Source organism: Streptomyces sp. NPDC048514 (assembly GCF_043199955.1).
GTDB lineage: Bacteria > Actinomycetota > Actinomycetes > Streptomycetales > Streptomycetaceae > Streptomyces.
Genome location: NZ_JBICWT010000007.1, coordinates 269655 through 284540, shown reverse-complemented (window position 1 = coordinate 284540; position 14886 = coordinate 269655). Strand labels below are relative to the sequence as shown.

Below are 14886 nucleotides of genomic sequence, written 5' to 3'. Positions count from 1 at the left end.
TCTCGGGGTCTTCCCGGAGGGGGTGCCCGCTGTGTCCGGTCATGCCGGAAGAGTCCGATGGGTCGGGAAGAGTGACTTCTCTCACTCCACCAGGGGGTGGCAGGGGCCCGGCGGGCATCGAGCCATCGGCTCCGCACCCGCCCCCGTGAGCCGTTCGGGGCGACGGCGCGACCGGCCCGGCCCACCACCTGCACGCCCCCTTCACGAGTCCAACGCCCCTTCCATGCGGTCAGGTTGAAGACCCCGCCACGCCAAAGGTGCCGTGGCCGGCGGGTTCCTGACCACGTTTCACCTCGTACGGGCGGCCCGCACAATCCGATCGGCCCGGAGGGCGCGGCCTCTGCGCGCAGGCGGCCGCGGAAACGTAAGCTGTGCCACGTCACAGGGACCGGGCAGCGGGGATGAACATGGCGATGATGCGCCTGAGGCGCGAGGACCCGCGTGTCGTCGGCTCGTTCAGGCTTCACCGACGGCTCGGCGCGGGCGGGATGGGCGTGGTCTATCTCGGCTCCGACAAGAAGGGGCAGCGGGTCGCGCTCAAGGTGATCCGGCCCGATCTCGCGGAGGACCAGGAGTTCCGGTCCCGGTTCGCGCGCGAGGTCTCGGCGGCCCGGCGCATCAGGGGCGGCTGCACGGCCCGGCTGGTCGCAGCGGACCTGGAGGCCGAGCGACCCTGGTTCGCCACCCAGTACGTTCCCGGCCCCTCCCTGCACGACAAGGTCGCCGACGGGGGACCGCTCGGCGCGGCGGACACGGCCGCGGTCGGCGCGGCCCTGTCCGAGGGGCTGGTCGCCGTGCACGAGGCCGGTGTCGTGCACCGGGACCTGAAGCCCTCCAACATCCTGCTGTCCCCCAAGGGGCCGCGGATCATCGATTTCGGCATCGCCTGGGCCACCGGCGCCTCCACCCTCACCCATGTGGGCACCGCGGTCGGCTCCCCCGGCTTCCTCGCCCCGGAGCAGGTGCGCGGCGCGGCGGTCACCCCGGCGACGGACGTCTTCTCGCTGGGCGCGACCCTGGCGTACGCCTCGACCGGTGACTCACCCTTCGGGCAGGGCAGTTCCGAGGTGATGCTGTACCGGGTGGTGCACGAGGAGCCGCACCTGTACGGCGTGCCCGACGCGCTCGCCCCGCTGGTCCGGGCCTGTCTGGCCAAGGACCCCGAGGACCGGCCCAGCACGCTGCAGCTGTCGCTGCGGCTCAAGGAGATCGCGGCCCGCGAGGCGCAGGGACTGCCCGACGTACGGCCGCCGGCGCAGCGCTCCGCCGAGGCGGACCGGCCCACCGGACGGCTCGTGGACACCTATCCCGAGCAGCAGCGCGCCCAGCGGCGCACCGCTCCCGGCACACCGGCCCCGCGCGGCGCCGCGCCCGCCCGTGGCGGGATGCCCTCGCGGGGCGCGGTGCCCTCGCGGGGCGGCAGCGGCTCGCGCGCCGGGGGTACCGCCTCCCGGCCCGGTGCGGCACGCCCGACCCCGGTGCCACGCGGCGGCGCACCGCGCTCGGGCAGTGGGAGCCGGCCCGCTCCGCGCGGCGGTTCCGGGCGGCCCGGACAGCGCACGACGGGAACCGGTCGCCGGCCGGCCAACCCGCGGCTGCTGCGGCAGCGGCTGTTCGTGTTCGTGGTGGTGACGCTGCTCGTGGCCCTCGGCATCGCGGTGGCGCAGGGCTGCCAGGGCCCGGCGCGCGGGCTCGGCGGCGAGGACGGCGTCCAGCGGCAGCGGCAGGCACAGCCCGGCTCCTTGCCGCTCGACGGGAGCGGGCAGGTGTCCGGCCGGCGCACAGCGACGCTGGACCCGGATTTCGGGAAGTGAGCGGCGGCCGGACCGCCGCAGGGCTCCGGCCGGCCGGTGGCTTCCGTGGAGCGGCGGCCGGACCGCGTCAGGACTCCGGCCGGCCGGTGGCCACGGCGTAGAAGGCCACCGCAGCGGCGGCGCCCACGTTGAGCGAGTCGACTCCGTGGGACATCGGGATGCGGACCCACTCGTCGGCGGCGACCAGGGCCTGCGTGGACAGCCCGTCGCCCTCGGCGCCGAGCATGAGCGCGACCCGGTCCATCTTGTGCGCGGCGGCCTCGTCGAGCGAGCGGGCCTTGTCGTCCGGGGTGAGCGCGAGGAGGGTGAAGCCGGCCTCGCGGACCGACTCCAGGCCCTTGGGCCAGGTCTCGAGTCGCGCGTAGGGCACCGAGAACACCGCGCCCATGGAGACCTTGACGCTGCGCCGGTACAGGGGGTCGGCGCAGTCCGGTGACAGCAGGACCGCGTCCATGCCGAGGGCCGCGGCGGAGCGGAAGATCGCGCCGATGTTGGTGTGGTCGTTGACCGACTCCATGACCACGACCCGGCGGGCGGAGCGCAGCAGTTCGGCGGCCGTCGGCAGCGGCTTGCGCTGCATCGAGGCGAGGGCGCCGCGGTGCACGTGGTAGCCGGTGACCCGCTCGGCGAGTTCCGGGCTGACGGCGTACACCGGGGCCGGCAGCTCGTCGATGACGTCGCGCATGACGTCGATCCACTTGGCCGAGAGCAGCATGGAGCGCATCTCGTAGCCCGCGTCCTTGGCCCTGCGGATGACCTTCTCGCCCTCGGCGATGAACAGGCCCTCGGCGGGCTCGCGTTTGCGGCGCAGCTCGACGTCGGTCAGGCCCGTGTAGTCGGTCAGGCGGGGGTCGTCGGGATCCTCGATGGTGATGAGATCGGCCACAGGGTGATACTGCCTTGTCCTGGGTGTGGTGCCAACGGCTGGGTACGGGTGCGTTACCCCGGGTTACGTGCGATCAGGAGGTGGGCTCGGGACCGACGTTCACGACCTCTCCGATCACGATGACCGCCGGGGGCCGCACGTCCTTCGCCCGGACGGTCTCGGCGACCGTGGCCAGGGTGGCGTCCACCCGGCGCTGCGCGGCCGTGGTGCCCTCCTGGATCAGGGCGACCGGGGTCTTCGGAGACCGGCCGTGCGCGACGAGCGCCTCGGCGATCTTCCCGATCTTGTCGACGCCCATCAGGACGACGAGCGTGCCGGTGAGCCTGGCCAGCGACGGCCAGTCGACCAGGGAGCGCTCGTCGTCGGGGGCGACATGGCCGCTGACCACCGTGAACTCATGGGCGACACCCCGGTGGGTGACCGGGATGCCCGCCGCGCCCGGGACCGAGACCGAGCTGGAGATGCCGGGTACCACCGTGCACGGGATGCCGGCCTCGGCGAGCGCCTGCACCTCCTCCATCCCCCGGCCGAAGACGTACGGGTCGCCGCCCTTGAGCCGGACGACCGACTTGCCCTGCCTGGCATGCTCGATCAGCGCGTTGTTGATGGCCTCCTGGGCCATGAACCGGCCGTACGGGATCTTCGCCGCGTCGATGACCTCGACGTGCGGCGGGAGTTCGGCGAGCAGATCGCGCGGGCCGAGCCGGTCCGCGACGACGACGTCCGCCTCGGCGAGCAGCCGGCGGCCGCGGACGGTGATCAGGTCCGGGTCGCCGGGACCGCCGCCGACCAGGGCGACGCCCGCGGTACGGGTGCGGTGGTGCGGGGCCACCAGGGTGCCGTCGCGCAGGCCCTCGACGACCGCGTCCCGGATGGCGGCGGTGTGCCGAGGGTCGCGACCGCGCGCGTCCGTGGTGAGCACCGCGACGGTGACGCCCTCGCTGTGGCCGGTCGCCGGGGTCCAGGCGGTGGCTCGGTCGGCGTCGTCGGCGCGCACGCACCATACGCGGCGCCGCTCGGCCTCGGCGGAGGCCCGCTCGTTGGCCTCGGGGTCGCTGGTGGCGATGAGCGCGTACCAGGCCTCGGCGAGGTCGCCCTCGGTGTAACGGCGCCGCTCCCAGCCGATCTCGCCCGCGTCCACCATGGCCTCGACCGAGGGGGTCGCCGAGGGCGAGACGAGCACGACGTCCGCACCCGCGGCGATGAGCGCCGGCAACCGCCGCTGGGCCACCTGGCCGCCACCGAGGACGACCACGCGGCGGCCGGAGAGGCGGAGGCCTACGGGGTAGGCAGGGTGTTCGGCCATGGAATCGGCTCCCTCGTGCAGCGGTGAGGTGGGCGCGCTGCAACTCCGAAGCGGCCCTGACGTGCGGATTTTATGCTGTGGACAGGGCGGCCCGCACGGGTGGTCCGACAGCCGGGCACCGGACCGCCCGTGCGTCGTCGGCGCCTACTTCTCCGTGACTCCCGCCGAGTCGAACGTGGCCACCTCGTGCATCGCCCTCGCCGTGCTCTGCACCAGGGGCAGCGCCAGCAGCGCTCCGGTGCCCTCGCCCAGCCGGAGGTCGAGGTCGACCAGGGGGCGCAGGCCCAGCTTGTTGAGGGCGGCCACGTGGCCGGGCTCGGCGCTGCGGTGGCCCGCGATGCAGGCCGCGAGGACCTCGGGGGCGATCGCGCGGGCGACCAGGGCCGCGGCGCCGGCGCTGACGCCGTCCAGGATCACCGGCGTACGCAGCGAGGCGCCGCCGAGGAGCAGGCCGACGATGGCCGCGTGCTCGAAACCGCCGATGGCCGCGAGGACCCCGATGGGGTCGGCCGGGTCCGGCTGGTGGAACTCCAGGGCGCGCCGGACCACGTCGGTCTTGCGGGCCAGGGTCTCGTCGTTGATCCCCGTGCCGCGACCGGTCACCTCGGCCGGGTCGGCCCCGGTGAAGACGGAGATCAGCGCGGCGGACGCGGTCGTGTTCGCGATGCCCATCTCTCCGGTGAGAAGGGCCTTGTTCCCGGCCGCCACCAGGTCGCGGGCGGTCTCGATGCCGACCTCGATGGCGGCCCTGGCCTCCTCGCGGGTCATCGCGGGGCCCGTGGTCATGTCGGACGTGCCGCCGCGGATCTTGCGGGGCAGCAGCCCGGGGGTGGCCGGCAGGTCGGCGGCGACACCGACGTCCACGACGCACACCTCGGCGCCGACCTGGGTGGCGAACGCGTTGCAGACCGCGCCCCCGCCCAGGAAGTTGGCCACCATCTGGGCGGTGACCTCCTGCGGCCAGGGGGTGACGCCCTGGGCGTGCACGCCGTGGTCGCCCGCGAAGATCGCGACGGCGGCGGGCTCCGGGATCGGCGGCGGGCACTGCCGGGACAGCCCGGACAGCTGCGCGGAGATGATCTCCAGCATGCCGAGCGCGCCGGCCGGCTTGGTCATGCGCTTCTGGCGTTCCCATGCCTCGCCGAGCGCCTTGGCGTCGAGCGGGCGGATCTGTGCGACGGTCTCGGCAAGCAGGTCGTGGGGGTCCTCTCCGGGCAGGGCGCGGCGGCCGTACGTCTCCTCGTGCACCACCCAGGACAGGGGGCGTCGCTTGGACCAGCCGGCCTGCATCAGCTCGGGCTCGTCCGGGAACTCGTCCACGTACCCTACGCACAAGTACGCGACGACCTCCAGATGCTCGGGCAGGCCGAGCTCGCGGACCATCTCCCGCTCGTCGAAGAAGCTGACCCAGCCGACGCCGAGGCCTTCGGCGCGGGCGGCGAGCCAGAGGTTCTCCACCGCGAGCGCCGAGGAGTAGGGCGCCATCTGCGGCTGGGTGTGACGGCCGAGGGTGTGCCGGCCGCCGCGGGTGGGGTCCGCGGTGACGACGATGTTGACCGGGGTGTCGAGGATGGCCTCGATCTTCAGTTCCTTGAACTGCTTCGCCCGGCCCTTGGGCAGCGACTTGGCGTACGCCTCGCGCTGACGCATCGCCAGTTCGTGCATGGTCCGCCGGGTCTCGGCGGACCGGATGACGACGAAGTCCCAGGGCTGCGAGTGGCCCACGGAGGGCGCCGTGTGGGCCGCCTCCAGGACACGCAGCAGCACCTCGTGCGGGATCGGGTCGCTGCGGAAGCCGTTGCGGATGTCGCGGCGCTCGCGCATGACCTTCAGGACGGCTTCCCGTTCGGCGTCGGCGTAGCCGGGGGCGGCGGGACCGGTGGACTGCTGTGCTTCTGCCACGTCGGCCGTGCTCTCTTCCTGGTCGGCGGCCCTGGTCTGCAGGTCCTCCGCGTGCTGTACGACATCGGGTGCGTGCCCGGCGTCCGGCGCGGCCGGCACACCGTCCGGCTCCGCCTCGCGCGGCGCGGGCACCATGGCCACGGGCTCCGGGTACTCCCCGGACGCCTGCGGCTGCTCCTGGGCGGCGGCCTGTGGGCCCTGCGGGGCGTGGGCTGCCGGACCGGCGGCCGCCAGGGGCTGCGCGGGCCGGGCGACCTCGGGCACCTGCGGACCCTGGGGGTCCTGGGGGTCCTGCGGGCCGTTCGGCGCGTGCGGGGCCTGGGCATCCTGCGGGGCTTCCGGCGCCTGGGGTTCCTGAGAACCGTTTGACGCGTGCGAGGCCTGGGGATCCTGCGGGGCTTCCGGCGCCTGGGGTTCCTGAGAACCGTTCGGCGCGTGCGGGGCCTGGGCATCCTGCGCGTCGTCGGCAGCTTGCGGGGCCTGGGCGTCCTGCGGGGCTTCCGGCGCCTGTCGGCCATGGGGGGCCTCGGGTGCCCGCGCGCCGTCCGTGTCCTGTGTGCCGTCCGTGTCCTGTGTGGGCGGTACCAGCGGGTGCGGCGGGGTCGGAGCCAGGTGCGGAGTGGTCGGCACCTGGCCCTCCACCGGCACGAACTGGCCGAGCGGCTGCTCTGGTTGCGGCCCCAGCGGGACGCCGGACGGCAACGCGTCGGCACCGCCTGCGGGGTCCGGCCACCCGGGGACACCGGCGTGACCGGTGGTTACGTCGGACTGCGCGGCCTGCGGATGCGGAGCGGCGGCCTCGGCACCGGCCGCGACCGGGAGGGACTCGGCGGGCAGGTCCGCCGCGACTGCGGCGCCGGCCGCGACGGGGGCGGGCTCGGCGGGCGGGTTCTGCGGGCCCGCGGGTACGCCGAGGCCGGCGACCGGGGTGTGCGCCGGGTCCGGGGCGAAGGCGGCCTGGGTGAAGGCGTCGGGGGCGAGGGCGCCGGGGGCGAGGGAGTCCCGCACCGACGGCTCGGGCTGGACCCCGGCCTGCTGCGCGGTCTGCTGCTCGGGCTGGACCCCGGCCTGCTGCTCCGCCTGGACCTCACCCTGCTGCTCCGCCTGTGCCGAGGGCTGGGCCTGCGTCACGCCGGCCGGGGACTCGTCACCGGACGGGTCCGACGGCCCGGACCGCGTCACGCCGGCCGGGAACTCGGCCGCGGGCAGGGCGGGTTCGGCGGGCTGCGGAAGCTGCGCCGGAAGAGGATGCGGCTCGGGCATGCCGTCGGCCCCGGCGGCGTCCGCGCCCGCCACGGCGTCGGGTGCGACGGGGACCTCGGCTGACACCACGCCGGCCACGGCGTCGGGTGCGACGGGGACCTCGGCTGCCACCGCGCCGGCCACGGCGTCGAGTGCCACGGGGACCTCGGCTGACACCACGTTGGCCACGGCATCGGGTGCGACGGGGACCTCGGCTGACACCGCGCCCGCCACGGCATCGGGTGCGACGGGGACCTCGGCTGACACCGCGCCCGCCACGGCATCGGGTGCGACGGGCTCGGGCGCCTGTGCCGACCCGGACGTCTCCGCCGACCCGGGTGCCTGCGCGGCTCGGTCGACGTGCGGGTCCTGCGGGGTGCCGGCCTGAGTCTCCACGGCGCTGCCCTGCGACTGGACGGTCGCCGGACGGACCTCCGCCCCGGACTCGGTTTCCACGCCGCCGGGCTGGACCTGCGCGATGCCTTCCATGTGCGGGTCGGCCTGCGGCCCATGGGGCTCGGCGGCCGCCTCGCCCACGCCCTGGGCGGCGACGGCGGCTTCAGCCTCGTTCCCGGACGGGGCGGGAAGAACGGCTTCGGCTTCCGCCGCATCGTGGCCGGAGACGACGGCTTCAGCCTCCGTCACGGCCTGCGCGGGGGTGGTGTCCTCGGCCTCCCGGCCGGAGCCGGTGGCATCGCCCCCGACCGCGTCCCGGCTCCTGACCTCGCTCTCGGCGACCGCGGGAACGGGAGCCACGGCGGTGCTCTCCGCGTCCGCGCCCTCCGGCACGCTCCCACCCTGCTGCGGGGCCGGCCGGGCCACCTCGGCCGCTCCTTCGGCCTCGACCGCCCCTTCGGGCGCCACCTCGACCGCCCCTTCGGGCGCCGCTTCCGGTGCTTCTCCCGGCGCCGCTGCCGACGGCTGAACAGCCTCGGCCGTCTCGGCGCCGTCCGCGACCGGACCGCTGAGCGGCACCCCGGCCGCCGTACCCTCGACGGGCACCTCGTGCCCCGCGTCCTGGCCGGAGCCCGGCTCCACCGCGCCCTGGACGGCACCCGGCGCGATCCCGTCCGGAACGGAACCCGGCTCGACGGCCTCCGCCTGGCGGACGGATCCCGGCTCGACCGCTTCGGTCTCCGACCCCGCCTCCGTCTCCTGCACCGCGGTCGGTGCGTCGGCGGACCGGCCGGGGGCGCCGGCCTCCGGGGCCGGCGGGGTGCCGTCGACCGGCTGTGCGGCCGAGGTCGGGGCGGGGGCCCCGGTCATCTGAGAGGTCTCGACGGCCGGCCCGCCGGCCGCTGCGAGATCGCCCGTCACGTCGGTCCGGCCGGCGGCCGGCTGCGCGCCCCGCTGAGCCTCCTCGGCTCCCTGCTCCACCGCGGCCGTGTCCAGCCCGTCGTGTCCGTGGGCCGGCTGGACGCCGTCGTGGCCGTGCACGACCTGGGCCGGGGCAGGTGTCTGCGCGACCGCCTGGGTCGCCAGGCGGGCCAGCGTGGCCTGGGCGGCGCCGGAGGGGTCGGTGGTGGCGTCCGCCGCGGGACCGGCGAGCGGATCCACCGGTTCGGCGGCCGGTGCCGGCACATCGGCCTGCGGCGCCGCGGCGGCGTCGGCCACGGCGGCCGGTGCCGCGCCCCAGGGGCTCGCGCTCTGCGGGGCCATGTCATGCAGAGGTTGGGCGTCGAGGTATTCGGGGCCGGTCGCGGGCGGGCCCGGCTGCCGTACCGGCGCCCCGGCGGGGCCGCGGTCGGCGAGGGAGCGGACCGGGCTGGCGGAGGTGTCCGGGATCGGCGGGCCGAGGTGCAGCGGACGGCGCACCGGCTGCGGAGCGGCCGCCGGGTCGTGCGGGGCCGAGAGGATGGGCGACGGCGGCACGGAAGCCGGGCCGGAGGCGGGCAGGCGGACGCCGCTGAGGTCGACCGAGCCGCTGTCGCGGCCGGACGTCTCGTGCGGGCCCGGCTCGTGGACGGCCTCGACCACCGGCTCCGGGGCCGGTGGCGGGACCTCGTTGCCCCACGCGCCCTGGGCACCCGGGAGCAGCAGGTCTTCGTCGCCGGCGGGCGCTTCGGAGAGGTAGGTGTACGCAGCGTGCGCGGGGACGCCCGGCTGTTCCACCATGCCTGCGCTCTCCGGCTGCCCCTCGCCCGGGATCTGGCCGGTGTCCGTCATGCGTACCCCTCGCCCATCGGTTAGTGCTTCCACGACCAGCTCACCCGGAACGGCGCACCGACCGCCCCGCAGTGAAGAACGAGCGTCCATGCCCAGCGGCACGAACGACCCGCCCGCAAAAGACGACAAAGCCATTCAGTGGCATTGTCCCGGCCGTTCCGCCGTCGCGACAGCATGATCCGCGACAGCCCGCTGTGGACTGCGCCACGTTGCGCGTCCTCCGGTCCGCCGTACCACACCCACCTCAAACGGGGCGTGCGTTCCGGACATTGGCGAACGAAGCTCCGGGCTCGGTGCGGTACAACGATCGGCCAGCCTACCGCGCGCGGTACGACAACAGGATCACGGGGCGCGATCCGGCAGAACCCCGCTGAGCAGGAACGCGACGCTCCGCTCGGTCTCGGTCCAGGCGCGGGTGTCCAGTTCGACGGACTGGAGCAGGGCGCACTCGACCCGGTATCCGTGCTCGGTCAGGTCGCGGCCGATCAGCTCGGCCGCGTCGCGGGTGGCGGCGTGCGTGACGATGCGCTGCGGGCGCCGGTCGGCGACCGCGGAGACGACGGCCGCTCCCCCGCCGCCGACCCGTACGACGTCCGGTTCGGGCAGGTTCTCCAGGACGTGCGGGGCGGTGCCGTGCACCAGCTGCAGCTGTACGCCGAACCGGCGTGCGGCGCCCTCGGCCCGGGCGCAGGCCTGCCCGTCCAGGTCGACCGCGATGACGGCCGCTCCGGCGCGCGCGGCCTCGACGGCGAACGCACCGCTGCCGCAGCCGATGTCCCAGACGAGGTCGCCGACCCGGGGGCCGAGGCGGGCGAGTTGGGCGGCGCGGAGCAGTTCGGTCTCTCCCTCGCCGAGGCCGCCGCCGTAGGCGTGGGCGGGCTGCACCCAGCCGCGCGGCCCGGTGCCGGGGTCGCGCCCGGCGATCCAGCCACCGCCCTCTGCGGCCTCCATCGGGCCGCCGATGACGATGACGACGTTCGGGTCGCGCCAGCTGTGGTCGGCGGCCTTGTCGGAGGTGACGACGGTGACCTGCTCGCGTTCGGTGCCCAGCTCCTCGCAGATGACGAAGGTGCGGTGGACGCCCTCCAGCAGGAGGCCCAGTTCGGCGGGGCCGGCGCCCGGCGCGGTGAGGACGGCGACCTTGGTGTGGGCGCGGCAGACGTTGACGGCACGGCGCAGGGTGCGCGGGTGCGCGACGACCACCTGGGCGTCGTCCCAGGGCATGCCGGCGCGGGCGAAGGCGGTGGCGACGGAGGAGACGGCGGGCACGACCTCGACCTCCAGGCCGAACTCGGGTGCGCGCAGGGTGCGTACGACGCCGAAGAAGCCGGGGTCGCCGTCGGCCAGCACGACCGCGGTGCCGCGGTGGGCGGCGATCCGGCGGGCGGCCAGGGCGACGCTGCCGAGGCGGATGCGTTCGGCGGCGGGTGGGACCTCGGGCAGCGCCAGGTGGTGGGCGGCGCCCGCCACGAGCGTGGCGGCGGCGAGGGCGGAGCGTGCCGCGTCGGTCGGCGGCGAACCGTCCCAGCCGATCACCGTGACCCGGTCGGCCATCGTCGTGTGTCTCCTGGTTTCCGCAGGTCGTCAGGGGGAGGGCCCGGGGGCGGGCTCCGTGAGACTACCCGGTGGGGCGGTCGGCCGCGCGGCGGGGCCGAGGGCCGCTTTCCCCGTGGGGGTCAGTTCCAGTCGGAGTACGACGCGAAACCGCTGGTGTCGGCGAGCTGCCCTTCGGTGCCTTCGAGGTCCTCCGGGAGCAGGCTCCACACGATGAAGTCGGTGCGCATGTCGATCCAGGTGCCGTCCTCGGTACGCACGTGGACTATGCAGGCGTTGCGCAGCACGCCCTCGCTGATGCAGCCGATCTTCTGGGCGACCTGCTGGGAGGCGGTGTTGTCGGCGGCGGTGCGGATCTCGATGCGCTCGAACTTCTGATCGCCGAAGAGCCACTGGGCGGTGGCGAGCGCGGCCTCGGAGGCGTAGCCCTCCCCGCGGGCCCAGGGGGCGACGATGTACGACAGTTCCGTCGAGCGGATGCGCCAGTTGGTCTTGGTGAGCTGGACGATGCCGACCAGGCGCTGGGTGAGGAACTCGGTGACGGCGAGGTCCAGGCCGCGGCCGGCGGTGCGCTCGGCGGCGGTGTACTCGGTGATCCAGTGCCGGGCGCCGCCCTCGGTGAACGGCTGGGGCACGTCGGTCCAGGCGGCGATCTGCTCGTCGTTCATCATGGCGGCCAGGGCGGGCACGTCGTCCTCGTCGAGGGGACGCAGCACCAACCGCTCCGTGCTGATGGAGATGTTGGGGAAGGTGCTAGTCATGCGCCGCTCCGTAACCTTCGGAAAACGTGGATGGGCTGATGGGCCATCAGGACCGGACGGGGCCGGCCCGCTGAACTGCCCAGCATGCAGCATGAAACCACTGAACCGCACGACGGGGTCCACTCCTCGTGAGGGAGTGGACCCCGTGCGTCGCCGAGCGCCGTGGACGGCTGGACCGTGGCGCGGTCCAGGCCTCGTGGCGGGCGTCGTTCAGCCGGACCGGATCAGAACGACGGGACGACCGCGCCCTGGTACTTGTCCTCGATGAACTTCTTGACCTCGGGAGAGGTGAGGAGCTTCGCGAGCTTCTTCACCCGCGGGTCCTTCTCGTCGCCCTTCTTCACGGCGAGGAAGTTGCTGTAGGGGTTGCCCTTGGCGGACTCGGCGGCGAGGGCGTCCTTGGCGGGGCTCAGGTCGGCCTCCAGCGCGTAGTTGCCGTTGATCACGGCGGCGTCGACGTCACCGAGGGACCGGGGCAGCTGAGCGGCCTCCAGCTCCTTGAACTTCAGGCCCTTGGGGTTGGAGGTCACGTCCTTCGGGGTCGCGTCGAAGCCCGCGCCGGACTTCAGCCCGATGACGCCGTTGGCCGCCAGCAGCTTCAGTGCGCGTGCCTCGTTGGTGGTGTCGTTCGGCAGGGCGACGGTGGCGCCCTTCGCCAGCGCCGTGAGCTTCTTGACGCTCTTGGAGTAGACGCCGAGCGGCTCCAGGTGCACGGTCGCGCCGGGCACGGCCACGATGTCGGTGCCGTTCTTCTTGTTGAAGTCGGTGAGGTACGGCTGGTGCTGGAAGTAGTTGGCGTCGACCTCGCCCTGCTGGACGGCCGTGTTGGGGGTCACGTAGTCGGTGAACTCCTTGACCTCCAGCTTGAGGCCGGCCTGCTTCGCCAGGTGATCCTTGACGTAGGTGAGGATCTGGCCCTGGGGGCTGGGCGTGGCGGCGACGGTCAGCGTGTCGCCGGCACCGGCCTTGGAGTCGGAGCCCGAGCCGCAGGCGGTCAGCCCGAGGGTGAGGGCTCCGGCGGCGAGGACGGCGGTGGTGAGCTTGGCGGTGTTACGCACGAAAAGTGCCTTTCCTTATGGGTGGTGCGACCCCGTGTACGGGTGAACGGGGGGTTCGGGGGGAGCGGGTCAGCTCTTCTTCACGGCGTCGGCGGCGACGGTGCCGGAGAACACGCCGCGCAGCGGCCTGAACAGGAGCAGCCCGCCGGACCCGCCGCTGCGGCGGTGCAGGGAGCGGGCCGCGAAGTCGCCGACGACCTGCAGCAGGGAGATCACGACGGCCAGGACGGCGACGGTGATCCACATCATGCCGGTCTCGAAGCGCTGGTAGCCGTAGCGGACGGCGACGTCGCCGAGGCCTCCGGCGCCGACCGTGCCCGCCATGGCGGAGTAGCCGATGAGGGCGATGATCGTCGTGGTGGCCCCCGAGATCAGCGACGGGAGCGCCTCGGGCACCAGGACGCTGCGGACGACCTTCCAGGTGCTGCCGCCCATGGACTGGACGGCCTCGACGAGTCCGCCGTCCACCTCGCGGACGGACATCTCCACCAGGCGGGCGAAGAACGGGATGGCGCCGATGGCGAGCGGCACGATGGCGGCCTCGCGGCCGATGGTGGTGCCGGTGATCCAGCGGGTGAAGGTCATCAGCGCGACCATGAGGATGATGAACGGCATCGAGCGGGCGACGTTCACGACCTGTCCGATGACCTTGTTCACGACGACGTTCTGCAGCAGCCCGTCCCGGTCCGTGAGGACGAGCAGGATGCCGAGCGGCAGCCCGGCGACGACGGCGATCAGCGCGGACCAGCCGACCATGTAGAGGGTGTCCCAACAGGCCTGGGACAGCACCGGCTGCATCTCCGACCAGGTCACTTCGCACCCTCCTCGACCAGCACGGGCGCCTCGTCCCGGGAACCGACGACATCGATCTGCAGGCCCTGTTCGCGCAGGAACCCGATCGGCACCACGTTGTCCTCGTAGCGGCCGGGCAGCTCGATGCGCATGCGGCCGATCTGCAGGCCGCCGACGGTGTCGATGGCGGCGCCGAGGATCGAGATGTCGATGTTGTAGGTGCGCGAGAGCTGGGAGACGACCGGCTGGGTCGCGGCCTCACCGTGGAAGGTGACGTCGAGGACGGTCCGGTCGGCTCCGGTGCGCTCGCCGCTCACCGGGAACAGCGACGCGGCGAGCGTGGAGCCGGGGGTGGCCAGCAGCTCGCTGACGGTGCCGGACTCCACGATCCGGCCCTTCTCCATCAGGGCGGCGGAGTCGCAGACCGACTTCACCACGTCCATCTCGTGGGTGATGAGCAGGACGGTCAGGCCCAGCTGCCGGTTCAGGTCGCGCAGCAGCTGGAGGATGGACCGGGTGGTCTCGGGGTCGAGGGCGCTGGTGGCCTCGTCCGAGAGCAGCACCTCGGGGTCGCCGGCGAGGGCGCGGGCGATGCCGACGCGCTGCTTCTGGCCGCCGGAGAGCTGGGCCGGGTAGGACCCGGCCTTGTCGGCGAGGCCGACCAGGTCCAGCAGCTCCAGGGCCTTGCGGGAGCGCTCCTTGCCGGACTTGCCCAGGATCTCCAGCGGCAGCTCGACGTTCTCCCGGACGGTCCGCGAGGACAGCAGGTTGAAGTGCTGGAAGACCATGCCGATGTGGCTGCGCGCCCGGCGCAGCTCCCGCCCGGCGCGCGGTCCGCGGCCGGCCAGGGCGGTGAGGTCCTGCCCGGCGACGGTCACCGTGCCGGTGGTGGGGCGTTCCAGCAGGTTGACGCAGCGGATCAGGGAGGACTTGCCGGCACCGGACTGGCCGATGACGCCGTAGACCTCGCCTTCGCGGACGTGGAGATCGACGCCGTCGAGGGCGGTGACCTCACGGCCGCGGGAGCGGTAGACCTTGGTCAGGCCCGAGGTGGTGATCACGTGGGTTTCCGTCACTGTCGAGTGCGCGGGCGTGGGTGTGCCCGGGCACGGGTGCATTTCGTGCGTTCGTTCGGGGAGGCGGCACGGTTCTCGCGGTGGCGGTGGAACCGGGGAGAACGTCGTGTGCGCGGTGGGGATCCCCATGCCGCGCGGGCGGTGGGGAGGCCTCGGTCGGCACGCCGGCATGCCGGGCGGGCCACGGCTCTCGCTTCGGGGCGCGAGGCTCAGGTGGTGCGGGGGCCCTCTAGAAGGCGCACATTCGGCACGGACACATACAACGAACACCGGGCGTGCTGGTCGCCTCGGTCGCAAGGATGCGGCTGCTCGTCGTGGTCATGCGATCA

At 74.0% G+C, this 14886-nt stretch carries 9 protein-coding genes; 1 reads left to right on the top strand and 8 read right to left on the bottom strand.

Annotated features, from left to right (window positions below; all coding sequences use genetic code 11):
- The first annotated feature begins 401 nt into the window (after window positions 1-401).
- A complete protein-coding gene (locus ACGFT2_RS17775; protein ID WP_393278892.1) occupies window positions 402-1814 on the top strand; it encodes a protein kinase in 1413 nt (470 codons plus the stop codon).
- A gap of 67 nt (window positions 1815-1881) precedes the next feature.
- Here ACGFT2_RS17775 and ACGFT2_RS17770 read toward each other — a convergent pair whose 3' ends face one another.
- The 8 genes from ACGFT2_RS17770 to ACGFT2_RS17735 all read right to left on the bottom strand — a co-directional run bounded on the left by ACGFT2_RS17770 (window position 1882) and on the right by ACGFT2_RS17735 (window position 14542).
- Window positions 1882-2700, bottom strand: a complete 819-nt coding sequence (locus ACGFT2_RS17770) for a TrmH family RNA methyltransferase (protein ID WP_393278890.1) — start codon at window positions 2698-2700, stop codon at window positions 1882-1884.
- A 73-nt stretch (window positions 2701-2773) separates the two neighbouring features.
- Complete coding sequence (gene cobA / locus ACGFT2_RS17765; RefSeq protein ID WP_393278888.1) at window positions 2774-4006, bottom strand: uroporphyrinogen-III C-methyltransferase; 1233 nt, start codon at window positions 4004-4006, stop codon at window positions 2774-2776.
- Window positions 4007-4150: 144 nt separating this feature from the next.
- A complete protein-coding gene (cobT, locus tag ACGFT2_RS17760; RefSeq protein ID WP_393279215.1) occupies window positions 4151-7687 on the bottom strand; it encodes a nicotinate-nucleotide--dimethylbenzimidazole phosphoribosyltransferase in 3537 nt (1178 codons plus the stop codon).
- 1971 nt (window positions 7688-9658) lie between these two features.
- On the bottom strand, window positions 9659-10870 hold the full coding sequence (gene cbiE, locus ACGFT2_RS17755; RefSeq protein ID WP_393278886.1) for a precorrin-6y C5,15-methyltransferase (decarboxylating) subunit CbiE: 1212 nt from the start codon (window positions 10868-10870) through the stop codon (window positions 9659-9661).
- Between the two features lie 122 nt (window positions 10871-10992).
- Window positions 10993-11631 (bottom strand): GNAT family N-acetyltransferase, encoded by a 639-nt coding sequence (locus tag ACGFT2_RS17750; RefSeq protein ID WP_393278884.1) that lies wholly within the window; start codon window positions 11629-11631, stop codon window positions 10993-10995.
- A 224-nt stretch (window positions 11632-11855) separates the two neighbouring features.
- Window positions 11856-12689 (bottom strand): MetQ/NlpA family ABC transporter substrate-binding protein, encoded by an 834-nt coding sequence (locus ACGFT2_RS17745; RefSeq protein WP_393278882.1) that lies wholly within the window; start codon window positions 12687-12689, stop codon window positions 11856-11858.
- A 69-nt stretch (window positions 12690-12758) separates the two neighbouring features.
- A complete protein-coding gene (locus tag ACGFT2_RS17740; protein ID WP_393278880.1) occupies window positions 12759-13502 on the bottom strand; it encodes a methionine ABC transporter permease in 744 nt (247 codons plus the stop codon).
- A complete protein-coding gene (locus ACGFT2_RS17735) occupies window positions 13499-14542 on the bottom strand; it encodes a methionine ABC transporter ATP-binding protein (protein WP_393278878.1) in 1044 nt (347 codons plus the stop codon). Before ACGFT2_RS17735 ends, ACGFT2_RS17740 begins: the two co-directional genes overlap by 4 nt.
- Between the last annotated feature and the right edge of the window lie 344 nt (window positions 14543-14886).